Origin of the sequence: Priestia sp. JSM ZJ58 (genome assembly GCF_044383985.1) — a bacterium.
GTDB classification, from domain to species: domain Bacteria; phylum Bacillota; class Bacilli; order Bacillales; family Bacillaceae_H; genus Priestia; species Priestia zanthoxyli.
In genome coordinates this window covers 2,097,794-2,112,840 of sequence record NZ_JBISEM010000001.1, presented here as the reverse complement: position 1 = coordinate 2,112,840, position 15,047 = coordinate 2,097,794, and the positions used below count along the sequence as shown (strand labels likewise).

The 15,047-nt window shown below is 39.1% G+C and carries 14 protein-coding genes; 3 read left to right on the top strand and 11 right to left on the bottom strand.

Features of this window, described 5'->3' with window-relative positions; all coding sequences use genetic code 11:
- Nucleotides 1-253 precede the first annotated feature (253 nt).
- The 3 genes from ACH6EI_RS11235 to ACH6EI_RS11225 all read right to left on the bottom strand — a co-directional run bounded on the left by ACH6EI_RS11235 (nt 254) and on the right by ACH6EI_RS11225 (nt 2,282).
- Complete coding sequence (locus ACH6EI_RS11235) at nt 254-451, bottom strand: IDEAL domain-containing protein (RefSeq protein ID WP_013057324.1); 198 nt, start codon at nt 449-451, stop codon at nt 254-256.
- 134 nt (nt 452-585) lie between these two features.
- Nucleotides 586-1,869, bottom strand: a complete 1,284-nt coding sequence (locus ACH6EI_RS11230; protein ID WP_099331068.1) for an ammonium transporter — start codon at nt 1,867-1,869, stop codon at nt 586-588.
- Nucleotides 1,866-2,282 (bottom strand): hypothetical protein, encoded by a 417-nt coding sequence (locus ACH6EI_RS11225; protein ID WP_028413111.1) that lies wholly within the window; start codon nt 2,280-2,282, stop codon nt 1,866-1,868. The genes ACH6EI_RS11230 and ACH6EI_RS11225 overlap by 4 nt, the downstream gene beginning before the upstream one ends.
- 429 nt (nt 2,283-2,711) lie before the next feature.
- Here ACH6EI_RS11225 and ACH6EI_RS11220 point away from each other — a divergent pair, with 429 nt between their 5' ends.
- Both ACH6EI_RS11220 and ACH6EI_RS11215 read left to right on the top strand, forming a co-directional pair.
- On the top strand, nt 2,712-3,164 hold the full coding sequence (locus ACH6EI_RS11220) for a DUF1641 domain-containing protein (RefSeq protein ID WP_013057327.1): 453 nt from the start codon (nt 2,712-2,714) through the stop codon (nt 3,162-3,164).
- A gap of 33 nt (nt 3,165-3,197) precedes the next feature.
- Entirely contained in the window at nt 3,198-4,376 is a 1,179-nt protein-coding gene (locus tag ACH6EI_RS11215; RefSeq protein WP_013057328.1) for an NAD(P)/FAD-dependent oxidoreductase, read from the top strand.
- Between the two features lie 47 nt (nt 4,377-4,423).
- On the opposite strand, the gene ACH6EI_RS11210 is transcribed toward ACH6EI_RS11215, so the two are convergent.
- The 4 genes from ACH6EI_RS11210 to ACH6EI_RS11195 form a co-directional block, all read right to left on the bottom strand.
- The gene (locus tag ACH6EI_RS11210) at nt 4,424-5,380 is read right to left on the bottom strand and encodes an AEC family transporter (RefSeq protein WP_028413110.1); all 957 of its coding nucleotides are present in this window, start codon (nt 5,378-5,380) and stop codon (nt 4,424-4,426) included.
- A gap of 12 nt (nt 5,381-5,392) precedes the next feature.
- Nucleotides 5,393-7,096 (bottom strand): NAD-dependent malic enzyme, encoded by a 1,704-nt coding sequence (locus ACH6EI_RS11205; RefSeq protein WP_033579179.1) that lies wholly within the window; start codon nt 7,094-7,096, stop codon nt 5,393-5,395.
- A gap of 238 nt (nt 7,097-7,334) precedes the next feature.
- Nucleotides 7,335-8,786 (bottom strand): M20 family metallopeptidase, encoded by a 1,452-nt coding sequence (locus ACH6EI_RS11200; RefSeq protein WP_108674755.1) that lies wholly within the window; start codon nt 8,784-8,786, stop codon nt 7,335-7,337.
- 23 nt (nt 8,787-8,809) lie between these two features.
- Entirely contained in the window at nt 8,810-10,033 is a 1,224-nt protein-coding gene (locus tag ACH6EI_RS11195; RefSeq protein ID WP_108674756.1) for an MFS transporter, read from the bottom strand.
- Between the two features lie 169 nt (nt 10,034-10,202).
- On the opposite strand from ACH6EI_RS11195, the gene ACH6EI_RS11190 reads away from it, so the two are divergent.
- Nucleotides 10,203-12,281, top strand: coding sequence for a helix-turn-helix domain-containing protein (locus ACH6EI_RS11190; protein WP_108674757.1), 2,079 nt, complete (start codon nt 10,203-10,205; stop codon nt 12,279-12,281).
- A gap of 17 nt (nt 12,282-12,298) precedes the next feature.
- On the opposite strand, the gene ACH6EI_RS11185 is transcribed toward ACH6EI_RS11190, so the two are convergent.
- From ACH6EI_RS11185 to ACH6EI_RS11170, 4 genes are read right to left on the bottom strand one after another with little or no spacing between them, the layout of a single operon-like run.
- On the bottom strand, nt 12,299-12,769 hold the full coding sequence (locus ACH6EI_RS11185; protein WP_099331070.1) for a hypothetical protein: 471 nt from the start codon (nt 12,767-12,769) through the stop codon (nt 12,299-12,301).
- A gap of 21 nt (nt 12,770-12,790) precedes the next feature.
- Nucleotides 12,791-13,015, bottom strand: a complete 225-nt coding sequence (locus ACH6EI_RS11180; protein ID WP_028413104.1) for a non-oxidative hydroxyarylic acid decarboxylases subunit D — start codon at nt 13,013-13,015, stop codon at nt 12,791-12,793.
- A gap of 16 nt (nt 13,016-13,031) precedes the next feature.
- Nucleotides 13,032-14,453, bottom strand: a complete 1,422-nt coding sequence (locus tag ACH6EI_RS11175; protein WP_028413103.1) for a non-oxidative hydroxyarylic acid decarboxylases subunit C — start codon at nt 14,451-14,453, stop codon at nt 13,032-13,034.
- Between the two features lie 14 nt (nt 14,454-14,467).
- Nucleotides 14,468-15,037 carry a non-oxidative hydroxyarylic acid decarboxylases subunit B gene (locus ACH6EI_RS11170; RefSeq protein WP_033579184.1) on the bottom strand — a complete coding sequence of 190 codons (570 nt, stop codon included), beginning with the start codon at nt 15,035-15,037 and terminating at the stop codon, nt 14,468-14,470.
- Between the last annotated feature and the right edge of the window lie 10 nt (nt 15,038-15,047).

Genomic DNA, 15,047 nt, shown 5'->3' with positions numbered 1-15,047 from the left:
TCGTTTTTCTTCTGCCACGTAGATAGCTAAAAGTACTTCTTCCCCATTTACCGCTTGATATAGTTCCGCTCCGTTTGCTGGTGGATAATAGTTATCAAATTTGAACTCTGGAACGGTTTCCCCGTTTCGAGATCCTGTAAACCCATTAAGCGTACATGGAGGTCCATAATTATTACTAATTAATCCCTTTTAGTAGGTCTCAAAAATAAAACACACCATCTAAAATAGATGGTGTGTGAAGTATAGTAAGTAATTAAGAAATTTGTTTAAGTTCTGATGAGAGTTTTAAAAACTCTTCTTTATTTTTCATCAATAGCGTGCGGTCGATTTCTTCTTTTAGCTGTGCTTTACGAAATTCTGCAATCGCCTTGTCTAAAATCATCTCAGCGAATAATGCATCAAGCACCTTTCCGTTGGATTTTTGCGGTGAATTAAGTAAATTCTTTTTCATAAGAAATCAACTCCTTGGCTTTTTTATAATATAACACAAATATTCTGACTTTTCAATCATTTAAACCAAGTATTTTAAATCTATTTTTTTCCACATAAAAAGGCCGCCCTTTTGTTATAAAGGGCGGCCTTTTATTACGAATCTGTGGCTTTTTCTTTTACTTCCGCATAGTAGTTTTCATATTCAATAAATTCAGGAGCTTGATGAGCTGCCATGATACCGTGGTAGCTGATATCTAAGCCCACTTCTTCTTCTTCTTCCGTAGACCGAAGCGGAACCACCAAGGAAATAACCTTTAACCCTATCCACGTCGTAACAAATCCCCAAGCGCATAGAGCAATTAATCCAAGAAGTTGAACGCCAAGTAACGTCCAGCCCCCTCCTGTAAACACACCGCCGTCTGTAGAAAACAAGCCCACAGCCAACGTGCCCCATATTCCCGAAGCAGCGTGTACAGGAAAAGCTCCTACAGGATCGTCGATTTGACGTGCTTCGAGCCAGTTTGTAGCTGCCATCATTAATAAGCCAGATACAGCTCCAATAAAAATAGCAGATGGTGTGTTAACAAAAGCGCACCCGGCCGTAATGCCAACCAGTCCGGCAAGCGATCCATTTATTACAGAAGGTGCATCTGAACGGTTGTAGCGAAATAAAGTATAAAATAAAGTAGCTGCTCCGCCTGCTGCTGCTGATAACATTGTGACAATAGCAATGTGACCAATTCTAACGTCAGTGGCACTTAGCGTACTTCCTGCATTAAACCCAAACCATCCAAACCATAATAAAAAAGCACCCACTGAGGCAAGCGGCAAATTGCTTGGAAGAGAAACGGAACTAATTCCATTCTGCGTAAATTTCCCTTTTCTTGGTCCAATCATTATTGCAGCTGCTAAAGCTGAAAAACCGCCTAGCGCATGAATGACTGCCGAACCGGCAAAATCAAGCATTCCTAGCTTACTAATCCATCCGCCTCCCCAAATCCAGTGGCCGGCTATAGGATAAATAAATGTAGTCATTAAAATGGCATATAAAAGGTATGCACGAAAATTAATTCGTTCTGCTACCGCTCCAGAAACGATCGAGATGACTGCAATCACAAACGCACATTGAAACAGCCAAAACGTTTCAAGCCCAATTGGAATGTCAAGGTGCGATAAATTACCTGAGAGCGCAAAACCGCTTTTACCGACAACTCCGCCTAAATCATCTCCGTACATTAATCCAAACCCAATTAAATAGAAACAAAGCGTTCCTATTGTAATATCAGCGAATACTTTCATAATAATATTGACACTATTTTTATAGCGGACAAACCCTGCCTCTAGCAAGGCAAAGCCGCCTTCCATTAGCAAAATCATCGCCGCTGTTAATACAACCCACGTCGTATTTATACCTAAACTTAGTTCATTAACACTCATATCCCAACGCCTCCACTGCTTTTTAGTCGTTTTATTTCTTGTACAATAGCAGGCGAAAGCGTAATTTCACTTGTTTCTTCATTTTCCGCTTTTATTAATTCAAGAACTTCATGAAGTTCTCGCATTTGTGCTTTAAGGTGATCAATTTTTTTAAAGCGTTCCTTTACGTATACCATATACTCGACCGCTTGATGCTGACTTAAAGGACGCCCGGTAAAAAATTTACGAAACGGTGATAGTGATTGGTACCAAGCTTCTTCAGCACGTTTCTTCTCTTCGTATTTACTAATTTTCGCTTTTATATCTTCTATTTCTTGTGCTTTAGCTTCTTTTAACTTCATTATAAATTCAATTAATTTTAATTGAGGCAATGTAATGACCACATTATGATAAAGTTCATCCACTATAACCATGTTATATCTCCTTACATAAGATGTTATATTTAGATTATATGTAGAACACTATAGTAAGTCAATGTAATTTTTTGAAAACTCTTTAAATAGTAAATGCGCCCTATCTTTTTACTACTTATAGAATATTAAGTTCGTATGTGTTGAAATATGACGTTATTTGTTTTATCGTAGGAAGAGGAATTATGTTAGTTCCCTATTTTAATTTTATTTACCTAGGCAATTATTCGCTTTATTTTTTATAAACTTTTATTAAACAAAGGGTTACGAGGTTCTTCACTTATTTTTTCAACGAAATGAGTTGATTTTATCTCGTATTAAAATTAAAATAGAATTATGTGCAAGATTTCACAACTTCACAATGTAGTTTGAAAGTCTAGCAGATAACTAGGAACTACATATGCAACAGTATCCAGCAAAGGAGGACTTTTCATGTCTCAATCAACTATTCAAAAATCAGCTGCAGAGGAAAATGCTGCTGTACAAACAGAAGCGGCGGTTAACAAAGGTCAAGCGGATGTGTTAGATCAATTGTTAAAGCCTGAAGTACAAGAAGCTCTTACTGTTCTTGTAGATAATTTACCAAAATTATCTGAAATGGTAACGGTGCTTACAAAAACTTACGACGTTGCGCAATCATTATTAACTGACGACGTATTAAAAGAAGATCTACTTGGTGGAGTAAAAGAATTTATCGAGCCAGTAGAAGGAACAGTAAAAGGTCTTGCAGCTACTGCAATCGAAGCAAACGATCGTGCAGAAGCAAATGCTTCTAATTCAATCGGTTTATTCGGTTTATTACGCATGCTTAAAGATCCACAAGCTCAAAAACTATTCCGCTTTGCACAAGCGTATTTAGACATTACAAACGAAAAACAAAAATAATTTTCATTAAAAAGTGTGGACGGAGGATCGACTATGTCAAAACATATTTTAATTTTAGGCGGCGGTTACGGTGGTTTATTAACTGCAATGACAGCTCGCCAACACCTAAGTGCGGATGAAGCAAAAATTACAGTAGTGAACCGTTTTGCTACTCACCAAATCATTACAGAATTACACCGTCTAGCTGTAGGCGGCGTTTCTGAACAAGCGGTAGCTTTACCACTTGATAAATTACTTAAAAACTACAACGTTGATTTAAAAATTGCAACGGTAAAAGAAATTTCACCAGATCAACGTGAAGTATCTCTTGAAGATGGTACAAAATTAAGCTACGACTACCTTGTTACAGCTTTAGGTAGTGAAACTGCTTACTTCGGTATCCCTGGTTTAGAAGAGCACAGCTTCGTTCTTAAATCAGTAAATGATGCAAACCGTTTACGTGCACACGTAGAAGCTTGTATCGCTGAATACAGCAAAACAAAAAATAAAGCTGACGGTACAATCGTAGTTGGCGGTGGCGGATTAACAGGTATCGAACTTGTTGGTGAATACGCTGACTTAATGCCAAGCCTATGCCTAAAACACGGTGTGGATCCAAAAGAAATTTCTCTATACTGTGTAGAAGCAGCTCCTACAGTTCTTCCAGGCTTCCCTGCTGAATTAGTAGAGCGTGCTCAATCAAGCTTAACAAAACGTGGCGTTACATTTGTTACTGGTACACCTGTAACAAAAATGGATGCTACAACTGTTGAACTTAAAGACGGCAGCAAAATTGAAACAAAAACAATGGTATGGACTGGCGGAGTTCAAGGTAACTCTGTAGTTGCTAACTCAGGTATCGAAGTAAACCGCGGTCGTGCACTTGTAAATGAATTCTTACAATCTACATCTCATAAAGATGTATTCCTTGCTGGTGACTCAGCGGTTGTAATGGGTCCAGAAGGTCGCCCTTACCCACCTACTGCTCAATTAGCTTGGCAAATGGGTGAAGTTGTAGGCGTGAACTTAGCAGTAGCTATTCGCGGCGGAGCAATGGAATCATTCGTTCCTGTCTTCTCTGGTACACTAGGAAGTCTTGGACGCAAAGATGCAATTGGTACAATCGGCGGAAACAAAACGCAATTAAAAGGTTTACCAGCATCACTTATGAAAGAAGCAAGTAACGTTCGTTACTTATCTCATATCAAAGGATTATTCGCATTAGCTTATTAATCCGTCTTAAAACGAAAGAGGGAAATTCCTCTTTCGTTTTTTTTTATTTACATAAGCCAAGAAATAAGAAGCGGCAGCGTAACCAGCGATAAAATAGCACTAATAACAAAAGCAGAGGCCGTTTCGTTTTCCATGCTTTCAAACCGCAAAGCAATCATCGCAGCTACAGCAGATCCAGGAAAAGCTACCAGTAAAATAGCTTTTGTCACTTCATCTGAAGACAACCCTATCCATACTGCAATTCCAAGCATAACGATCGGTTGAACCGCTACTTTTAAGACAGCGATCCCGAGCGCGCCTTTACTGAAGTTAATTTTTCCAATTCCAATCGTTACTCCTACCGCAAACAAAGCTGCTCCGGATGTGATACTTCCAATTTGATCAAGCATATCCTGTAACAGTTTAGGTGACTGAAAGCCGCAAAGCGTTAAAATCACTCCAATTAACGGGACGCATGCCAAAGGCTCAGATAGACCATGCAAAATAGAATGAACCGTTACTTTGAATAAACTTGTTTTCTCTTCCCCTTCTTTTCGTCCCCTTTGGCCAACGGTTCCCAAAATCGTTGCCAACGGATCTAAAATCGCGTTCACCACGATTCCTGTGATGGCAATTGGAATCGCTACTGCACCTGCACCAAACAAGCCTCCAAGTACCGGAATGCCCATAAAAGCAAACGTTGGCTGAGCTGAGTTTAGAGCAAACATAGAAGAAGAAGTTAGCGTATGCTTCCCTGCATACTTCACGATGAGCAATATAATGAGATAAAACCCGACGATGCCTAAAATCAGCGCAACTAAAAACGGCCATTCATCTATGAGTGTTTTTCTTGGCGTTGTCGTCACACCTACAAATAAGTGTGCAGGAAGCGCAAACTTCGTTACTAATGTGTTAAGCCCCTTAGACGTTTGCTTGTCAAATTTTTTAAAATGCCCTGCTAAATAACCAAGCAAAATGACAAAAAAGATAGGCGCGAGAATGAGAAAAATTTGACCTATGCTCATTTATCATTCACCTCATTCATTTCTTGCCTTAACAGGTTTATAAACAGGCTGCCATACCGCTTCTTCTACAAGTTCAGCTACATTTTTTTCGGTAACAGTTGCTACGTTATCTTTTACAGCAGCATCGGCAACTGCCACAGCAACCGCCTTTGATACTTTTTGAAGATCTTTAATATTTGGAAGAAGCGTATCTCCTTTTGTATCTGTTTCTGCTATACGCGCTACTGCATTGGCTGCTTCTGCAAACATAGATTCAGTAAACTTTTGAGCGCGAACCACAATTGCACCTAAACCAAGACCTGGAAACACAAATGCATTATTAGCCTGTCCGATTTCGTAAGTGTGCCCGTTATATTCAACGGGTTCAAATGGACTTCCTGTTGCAATAAGGGCTTTTCCTTCCGTCCATTTTATAATATTTTCCGGAACAGCTTCAGCAAGTTTAGTTGGGTTTGAAAGCGGCATAATCACCGGGCGCTCTACATGCTTTGCCATTTCTTTAATAATTTCTTCGGTAAAAGCATCCGTGACGCCTGATGTTCCAATTAAAATGGTAGGTTTCACTTGTTTCACAAGCTCCAACAGTGAAATTTTATTTTCATCGCCCTTTTCCCATTCTTTAATCTCTTCATTTTGGCGAACATATGGCTGTTGAAAAGGAGCTAAATCTTCCATATCTTCCGTTAACAGACCTCTGTAATCATATGCCCAAAAACGATCATATGCTTCTTCTTCAGATAACCCTTCAAGCATCATCGCACTATGAATACGATCAGCATTCCCAATTCCAGCAGATCCCGGTCCAAATACAACAACCCGCTGATCTTTTAAAGGCGTACCTGTAATACGGACGGCTGTTAAAACGGCTGCAAGAGTAATTACTCCCGTTCCTTGAATATCATCATTAAATGTTAAAATTTTATCGCCGTATTCTTTCATAATGTGTCGCGCGTTAATATTACCAAGATCCTCCCAATGAAGAAGCGCTTTAGGAAACTTGGCCGTTATTTCTTTTACAAATTGAGCGATAAAACGATTATAGTCTTCTCCTTTTACTCGTTCATGACGATTTCCTAAATACAAAGGATCTTCAAGAAGCTTTTTATTATTGGTCCCCATGTCAAGAACAACAGGCAGTACGCGGCTTGGGTCAATTCCTGCTGCAGCTGTGTAGACCGCTAACTTTCCAACTGCGATATTGATCCCTCCTACTCCCCAGTCCCCAATTCCTAAAATACTTTCTGAATCCGTGACTACAAGCAAATCAATATCTTCGCTGTCGAGCCCTAAGTTTTCAATCGCCTCACTTAATCTGTCCGCTTCATTTACGGATAAATATAAGCCGTCAGGACGATGATATTCATGGCTGTATTCTTGAATAGATTGACCTACAGTAGGCGTGTAAATAATGGGAAGCATTTCACTTAAATGATCGGTTAATAAACGATAAAACAACACAACGTTCCGGTTATGCAGATCATTTAACGAATTATTTTTTTGAAGATCATTCGGCGCTTTTTCGAACTGCTCATATGCTCTTTTTGCCTGCTCTTTTAACGTTAAGACCGTTGGAGGAAGAAGTCCCTGCAGATGAAGCTCTTCTCTTTCTTCTTCAGTAAAAGCAGAGCCTTTATTTAAATAAGAAGTGGATAAAACTGATTTTCCTTTTAGTGAAGTTGAAATTGACCCATCTTTTTCTACTTTATATGCTCTCATGTTTTTACCTCTTTTCGTGAACAATTAGATAGGGTTAGGTTCAGCAAAGAGATATATTTTTAACCATTTATTTTTAATGAAAACAAAAAAAGAGATTGAGGCATAACTACATCAATACAATCTAAAGACGAAAAAACGGGATAAATGAAACCTGTGTTCAACCTAACAATAAAAAAATCCGAACGATTCATCGTCCGGATCTTCCTTACGCCAAAATACGTTTTTCCCGCTTCGTTTTTTATACCATGCTGTAGTCTTCCTCCTCACTTTCTGAGTAATTAGGTGGCTGTATATGTGAAGGCACAAGACATTCATAGCTTTCCCCTTCTAGTCTATCCTCCAGCTCTTGTTTAGCTTGACTAATCAGCTCTTGATTTTCTATCATTTCAATCGCCGTAGCCGCGATGGATTTTCCAGCCAATAACATCGCATCATGGGCATACTCCGTTTTCCCTTGAGCAACAGCTTGCCATGTATGAAACGGCGTAGCATAAGCCCACGTTGCGGTCACGCACTGTGCAGTGGGAACATTCCAGCTAACGTCTGCAACATCAGTTGATCCTGTCATGAAGGAAACATTTTTAGACATAGGAGCAATTTGATTGAAGACTGGATGATTTGCTAAAGCTCTGTCTAGCAGTGAACCCACTTGTTTTTTTGCTGCTTCTTTGTCTTCAGCGGATGTAGACTCGTAAATAGCTTTGGCAAAGACTATTTCTTCATGTTTCACCTCAGCCAAATTTATCTGCATCATTTGTTTATGCATCAGCTGCTCCATTGTTTGATTTGGAATTAGATTAGCGCAGGCTCCTTGAATTTCCTGTTCCATTTGTGTTTCAGTCATTAAAGCCGCTCCCTTTGCAATTTTCACAACCCGTTCATAAAGTTCTTTTACTTGAGATGGCTTCGGAGCACGAATTAAGTACATGACTTCCGCTTCTGCTTGAACAACATTAGGAGAAATGCCTCCGCTGTTTGTAATGGCATAGTGTACGCGCGCTTCACCTATCATATGTTCACGCATATAATTCACACCAATATTCATCAACTCTACAGCGTCTAAAGCGCTTCTGCCAAGGTGAGGACTAGCAGCTGCATGACTGCTTCTTCCTTTAAATTTAAAAGTTGCTTGCATAACCGCATTCGATGACGTATGCATGACACCATTAACGGTAGCCGGATGCCACGAAAACGCGATGTCTACATCTTGGAAAAATCCTTCTCGTACCATATACGTCTTTCCGTAGCCACTTTCTTCAGCTGGACATCCATAGTATCGAACGGTTCCCGGAACATTTTTTTCTTTTAAGTATTCTTTGACTGCAAGCGCAGCTGCTAGTGAGCCTACGCCAAGTAGGTTATGTCCACACCCATGGCCATTTCCATTTTTTTTGACTGGATCTGCTACTGCACACTTATCTTTTTGACTCAGCCCGGTAAGCGCATCATATTCACCAAGAATAGCGATAATCGGATAACCGTGCCCGTAACTTCCAATAAAACCTGTTTCAAGGTTAGCAATATGTGTACGAAGCGTAAACTCTTCTTTTTCTAACATGTCGCAAATTAGCTGTGCCGACTTATACTCTTCAAACCTCGTTTCTGCATATTCCCATATTTGATCACTGATTTGAGTTAGCTCGTGTCGCTTTTGTTCAATAAGTTGTTCGACTTTTTTGACAATATCCATGAGACACTCTCCTTTTTCCCTCATTATTTAACAGCATTTTGTGCGTTCACTACCACTTTTGCAGGTCGAATCGAAAACAACGAAATAGCACAGACAAGAGCGCAGATAATTAATAAAGCAAACGCTGCATTATAAGACCCGCCAAACGATTGTACTAAAAAACCAATAAGCATTGGTGTTAATACGCCGGCTGCTTGAGCCCCTGTATTAATAAAACCATTTGCTGAACCGACCACTGATTCAGGCAACATTTTTAAAGGAGCTGAAGCGATTAAAATCACATTAAATGAAAACAGTAAAGTTACTGCGCTTTGAAAAACGATAAACATGCCTACGCTAGGTGAAATAGCCATTAAGCAAAGAAAAACGCCCATCAGTAAACCAAAAACCGCTGCTATCGTCTTGTCTTTTCCTTCTGGAAGCTTGTCTAAAATAAAGCCGCTAACAAACATTCCTATAATGCCTACAAATGCTGGGATAGCGGAAAGAAAACCGATGTCCGTTAAATTCAAATGTCTTACTTCGGCTAAATATGTAGGCATCCACGACATGAGCCCCCAGTTAATAGCGTAAATACTGAAATAGGCAATAAATAAATTCCAAATCATCGGGGTTTTGATAATTTCTTTTAATGTCATCTGCTTAGCAGGAATAGCAAAAGCCTCTCTTTTTTCCCCCTGCTGCTTTTCTTTTAGTAAAAAAACAAACAGAACTGTAATAACAAGCCCGATGGCTCCTATGATATAAAAGATACTTCTCCAGCTTATTGTTTGCATCAGCTGCGTCGCCAGAATCGGTGTCACCACGCCCATAATCGTACCTGACGATAACAAAAAAGACATGGCTCTACTGCGTTCTTGCTGAGGAAACCACCCTGCGATTCCTTTTGACGCAGATGGAAAATAGCTCCCTTCCCCTAATCCAAATAAAAAGCGAATGATAATAATAGAAGCAAAAGACCAGGCCATTCCGGTAAAAACCGTAAACAAAGACCATAAAAGCACGGCGATTGTAATGACTTTTTTAAACCCAAAGCGGTCTGCTAGCCACCCACCAGGTATTTGCATCAGTGCATATCCTGCAAAAAAACTGCTTAAGATGATGCCTGTAGAAGAAGCATTAAGGTGTAGATCTTTCGAGATATCTAAAATAGCGTAATTAATAATAAAACGATCTAAGTTTCCAAGCGACCAGCCTAAAAATAATAAAAATAAAATGATGTATTTCCAGTTCGACCTTGCTAGCATAAACGCACTCATCTCCTTTTTATTCCATTTAATGTAATGTTTTGTAACAAATCGATTCGTTACATAAATATTAAAAAATTCTGACTATTTTTTCAATGTGCAATTCTATATAATAAGAACTATAACTATGTATTTTTTTACATTAAGTAGTCTATAAGGGGTTGTTAATATGAGTGATTTATTAGCTAATATGAAAGGTTATCTTACATCTATTATTAAAAACAGTTCTTATCAAATTTGGACAAGTATTGATTCTGCAAATTTTAACATGATTTTTTCCAGTTCTTTATGCTCATCCCTGACTTACACTCCTCCCACTAGCCTACATAACGGCAGTGATTCCTTTCAAAAGCATATCGCATATGAAGAGTTCGAAGAAATTTACTTATCCTTTCCAAACCGGTATGCGTTTGTTGTTCGCATATTTGCTAAGCATGACTGGACACCACAACAAATAAAGAAGCTATCCGCTAACTTTTCTCCTTATGTGCTGCAAAAAAAGCTAGAGCGGCATGAGCACATTTTGAACGTACTTATGAAAAGCATTAAGGAAATCTCGCTTTTACAAGACTCTGACTATCTATTAACAAGAATTCTAGAAAATGCTCTTTCAGTTATTTCTGTTGCGGATATGGGCGTGCTGTGGATGTTTGATTCTTCCACTGAATTTCTTTTGCCTCGCGCCTGGTCCGGGGGGCCAAACAATGAAATTCAAAACATGAAAATGAAAGTTGGCGAAGGAATTATCGGAAAGACATTTCAGCATAATAAAAGCTATATGTATACGAACTTAGAGGATATAGTACGCGATTCTTCTACTATGACTGACGATAATATTCACTATCTTAATCAGTCCTATACATTTACACACATTCAATCTATTATTTCTGTCCCAATTTGCATGGAAGAACAAACGGTATGCGTACTCATTATTTATCAAAACGGTACAACTCCTCTTTTAAATGAAGAGGATAAAGAATTGTTAGAAAGCTTTTCCGATCAAGTTTCGATTGCTCTCTTAAACTCAGCGCTTTTTGAAGATGTAAAAAAACAAAATGAACTTTTAATACGCCGCGATCAAATTCATCGCACATTCATGAACGTTTCACTTCAAAGTAAAGGAATTGAACCGATACTTACCGAATTACGCCGAATGGTTACATCTCCCGTCACCATTGTAGATTTTGTTGATAATAAGACCTATGGCTTTTTAAAATTTCTTGATGTAGACACAAAAACAGCTGAATTTCACACGCATTTTGTTTTACATACAAAAGCTTGCTTTTATACTATTGATTCACACAACCAGAAGCACAGCGTCTACATTCAACCGATACACGGCATTGATACGCTCTTAGGGTTAGTTATTCTGCAGACAAATCAAGAAGATCTTTCCTCTCTAGATCAAGTGGCACTCGAACAAAGCAGCTCTGTTATTGCACTAGAAATGCTGAAAAAACAAACGTTAGTCGATTTATTTTACAAGCGAACGCATGAACTACTTAGTGAATACTTATCATGTTATGACACCACTTTACTGTATCAAAAAGCAAATGAGCTAAACATTGATACAAAAAAGCATATTCTAGTCGCTCTTATTACCATTCGTTCACAGGCGGACCTCCAGCTCTTAAACTTACATCTTCATCGCCTTGTATCTGACATCAAATCGGTTTTCAGCTTAAAGGCGCCGGTCGTATACGGATTCGACACGAAAGTAACCATTGTATTCACGCTTGATTCTTATGAAGACCATCATGCTATTATCAAACAATTAGAAGATTCACTCTCAAAATGGCGTTACTACAATGAATGTCATGTAAAAATAGGGATTGGAAGTCGTTATTCTCACTTTACCCAAATAGAAAAAAGTTATAGTGAAGCTGAAAAAGCTGTCTCTTACCTTCTGTCTCAGCAGCAAGATGGGTGCATGTTGTATGAGGAAATAGGAATTAACCGGCTATTTATTAATCAATCGAAAGAAGAAGTAAAAACCTTTATTGATGAAGTATTTGTCCCTCTTAAAAACAATCATTTGAATGATGAACCTTTAGAGCAAACGCTAGAAGCGTATTTTGATAACAACCGTTCTGCTTCACTTACAGCTAAGCAGCTTCATATTCACGTTAATACACTCTATCAGCGGTTGAAGAAAATCGAAGATAAAATGAACATATCATTTACAAATAGTGAACATCTATTAAAAGTGCAGCTAGCGTGCTATTTGAAAAAATTTCACTACAGCTAAAAAACCGATTCTTATTTTTAAGAATCGGTTTTTTCAGTAGAAAGAACAGCCTTAATTGATTGCTTCCAGCGGCTCAGTACCTCTTTGGAATCATGAAGCTGAAATTGAATGCCCGATGTTAAAACTGCATATTTTGCGTAATCTTCTTTAACAGCGGCTACTTCTCCCGTAAATAACTCATAGCCTGATAACACAGGAGCTTCTTTTTTTAGCCAAAATTTAATGTAATAAGCTTTGCGTTCAACAACTAATGTAACGGTTGCCTTATGATTCTGTATCATGTTTTTTGAAGACGTGGTATCTTTCCATACTAACAGCTTGACGCGCGAAGAGCTAATAGCTACCAGCTCTCCTGCGCTAATCATTGCTACATGAGGAAACCCCTCGGATGTCACTGTAGATAGCAGCATCGCATCATACTGTTTCCTTTCTAGATCTTTTCCATTTAAAAATACGCGCACGGCTTTTGGTAGCTCTGCTTTATTCATTTTACTTACCACCTTTGCTGATTAAGATCGGGGTGGCACAGGAGGCACATGCGTTGCCAGCGGTACGTCTTTTGGATTGATTTTAAATGGTCGAGGGTATTTTTCAGGATTGGTGATCGTCTCAGGTTCAGAAGAACGCCAGGTAAACAAACACACGTTGCATAAGTAAATCTCCCAGGCTCCTTCAACTGGTGATTTAGATACTAAGTTCGCTTGTTTGGCTTCACATCTTGGACAAGTATGCATGTCGATTCCTCCTTGTTTATTTTTGCATCATATTCGTTAAGATTTTTTCCCATTTTTCAGTTTCAAGTGGTGTATCTAAAGGCTGCGAGTAGTGGCCTCTTGTTTCTGGTGCAACCGGTGTTGTAGCATCCAAAATCATTTTATCTGTAATACCAGCCGGATCAGATCCTGGATCAAGTGGCAGAACTGAGAGATTAGGCACTGTTATAACATCATGTTTTGGGTGCATTTTTGTCGATAGCGCCCACATGACTTGCGGTAAATTAAACGGATCCACATCTTCGTCTACTAAAATAACTAGCTTGCAATATCCTAATCCATGCGGCGTAGTCAATGCCCTCATACCAACCGCCTTAGCAAATCCTCCGTATCGGCTTTTCGTTGAAATGATAGCAACGAGACCATGAGTATACATCGCGTTCACCGCTTCAATCTCTTCAGGATATGCTTCTTTTAGCTGCTGATATAAAGGAACGCTTGTATTGATTCCAATTAAATAATCTGTTTCTGTCCAAGGCATACCGATATATAGACTTTCAAAAATAGGATCTTTGCGATGGTATACGCGATTGATTTTGATAACAGGCATGCTTCTGCCACCGGAGTAATGACCTGTAAATTCACCAAAAGGACCCTCATACTCACGTTCACCAGCTAAGATTTCTCCCTCTAAAATCACTTCTGCTCCCCAAGGTACATCTAAATCAGAAAGCTGAGACTTCACAATTCTGTACGGCTCACCTTGAATAGCTCCTGCCATTTCATACTCTGATTGATCGTAATGAAGCGGCGTAGCAGCTGCTGTGACAATCGCGGGTTCACATCCTAAAGCAATTGATACAGGGAGGTTTTCACCTTTTTCTTCGGCTTGTTTCAAGTGAATGGCAATATCATGCTGTGGCACGGGCTGAATGCCTAGACGGTCTTTCCCTTTGACCTGCATACGATATATACCTACGTTTTGTTTGCCGAAATGCGCCTTATCATGCTGATCACGAGAAATAACGCACGCTTTATCTAGATAATAGCCTCCGTCTCCTTGATTCAAGCGGAACAATGGCAAAAGGTCGAATAAGTTAATATCATCTTTAATTTCACACTCATGAAATGGCGCTGTTTCTTCTCTTTTCACTTTAACAGGAAATTTTTCATATCTCCGAGCAAACTCAAAGAACTGTTCTTTTACAGGAGTTGATTTAGGCAGTCCCATCATTAACGCGTGATTTGACCAGGAACCCATTACGTTTAGGGCTACCTTTGCGTTGTTATATCCATAAATATTTGTAAATAATAATCCCGGCGTTTGATCTCCTAAATTACTGATGGCTTGACCTGCTGAACCTAAATCCGGATCTGGCTGCACTTCATCTGTAATCGTCAGCAGCTGCCCTTCTTTATGTAGCGTATCAAGGAAATCTCTAAAGTCTTTATAAGCCATGTTTATTTTCCTCCTTATGATAAATGTTTAATTCCATTCCATCTTTTTGCCTCAGGAAGCTCAATTCCTAATTGATCTAACGTTCGAACAGCAATATGTGTGACAATATCATCAATTGTCTCAGGTTTGTTATAAAAAGCTGGCATAGGAGGCACGAGGATAGCTCCCATTTTTGAGAGATCCAGCATGTTTTCTAAATGAATCGTATTCAAAGGCGTTTCTCGAGGAAGTAGCACCAGTGGCTTTCTTTCTTTTAACATCACATCTGCCGTTCTTGCTATTAAGTTATCTGCTAGTCCCATTCGAATAGATGCTAATGTTTTCATGCTGCAAGGACTTACAATCATTCCGTCTATACGAAATGAACCGCTCGAAATTTTTGCTGCTTGGTCTTGATATGAATAACAATAATCTGCTAGCGCTTCTACTTGCCTAACGCTATACGGTGTTTCCAGCTTAATTGTGGCATGAGCCCAAGACGACATGACTAAATGCGTTTCAACAGAAGCCTTCTTCAAAAGCTCTAAAATTCGAATACCTAGAATAGCTCCTGTGGCTCCTGTTATTCCTACAGCTATTTTCATTTCTTTTCCT

What these genes read in the sequence shown, in the direction of transcription:
- ACH6EI_RS11185 (WP_099331070.1), bottom strand. Translation starts at nt 12,769, where the DNA reads ATGAATAAAGCAGAGCTACCAAAAGCCGTGCGCGTATTTTTAAATGGA.
- ACH6EI_RS11180 (WP_028413104.1), bottom strand. Translation starts at nt 13,015, where the DNA reads ATGCATACTTGTCCAAGATGTGAAGCCAAACAAGCGAACTTAGTATCT.
- ACH6EI_RS11195 (WP_108674756.1), bottom strand. Translation starts at nt 10,033, where the DNA reads ATGCTAGCAAGGTCGAACTGGAAATACATCATTTTATTTTTATTATTT.
- ACH6EI_RS11205 (WP_033579179.1), bottom strand. Translation starts at nt 7,096, where the DNA reads ATGAGAGCATATAAAGTAGAAAAAGATGGGTCAATTTCAACTTCACTA.
- ACH6EI_RS11175 (WP_028413103.1), bottom strand. Translation starts at nt 14,453, where the DNA reads ATGGCTTATAAAGACTTTAGAGATTTCCTTGATACGCTACATAAAGAA.
- ACH6EI_RS11190 (WP_108674757.1), top strand. Translation starts at nt 10,203, where the DNA reads ATGAGTGATTTATTAGCTAATATGAAAGGTTATCTTACATCTATTATT.
- ACH6EI_RS11200 (WP_108674755.1), bottom strand. Translation starts at nt 8,786, where the DNA reads ATGGATATTGTCAAAAAAGTCGAACAACTTATTGAACAAAAGCGACAC.
- ACH6EI_RS11235 (WP_013057324.1), bottom strand. Translation starts at nt 451, where the DNA reads ATGAAAAAGAATTTACTTAATTCACCGCAAAAATCCAACGGAAAGGTG.
- ACH6EI_RS11220 (WP_013057327.1), top strand. Translation starts at nt 2,712, where the DNA reads ATGTCTCAATCAACTATTCAAAAATCAGCTGCAGAGGAAAATGCTGCT.
- ACH6EI_RS11170 (WP_033579184.1), bottom strand. Translation starts at nt 15,037, where the DNA reads ATGAAAATAGCTGTAGGAATAACAGGAGCCACAGGAGCTATTCTAGGT.
- ACH6EI_RS11225 (WP_028413111.1), bottom strand. Translation starts at nt 2,282, where the DNA reads ATGGTTATAGTGGATGAACTTTATCATAATGTGGTCATTACATTGCCT.
- ACH6EI_RS11230 (WP_099331068.1), bottom strand. Translation starts at nt 1,869, where the DNA reads ATGAGTGTTAATGAACTAAGTTTAGGTATAAATACGACGTGGGTTGTA.
- ACH6EI_RS11215 (WP_013057328.1), top strand. Translation starts at nt 3,198, where the DNA reads ATGTCAAAACATATTTTAATTTTAGGCGGCGGTTACGGTGGTTTATTA.
- ACH6EI_RS11210 (WP_028413110.1), bottom strand. Translation starts at nt 5,380, where the DNA reads ATGAGCATAGGTCAAATTTTTCTCATTCTCGCGCCTATCTTTTTTGTC.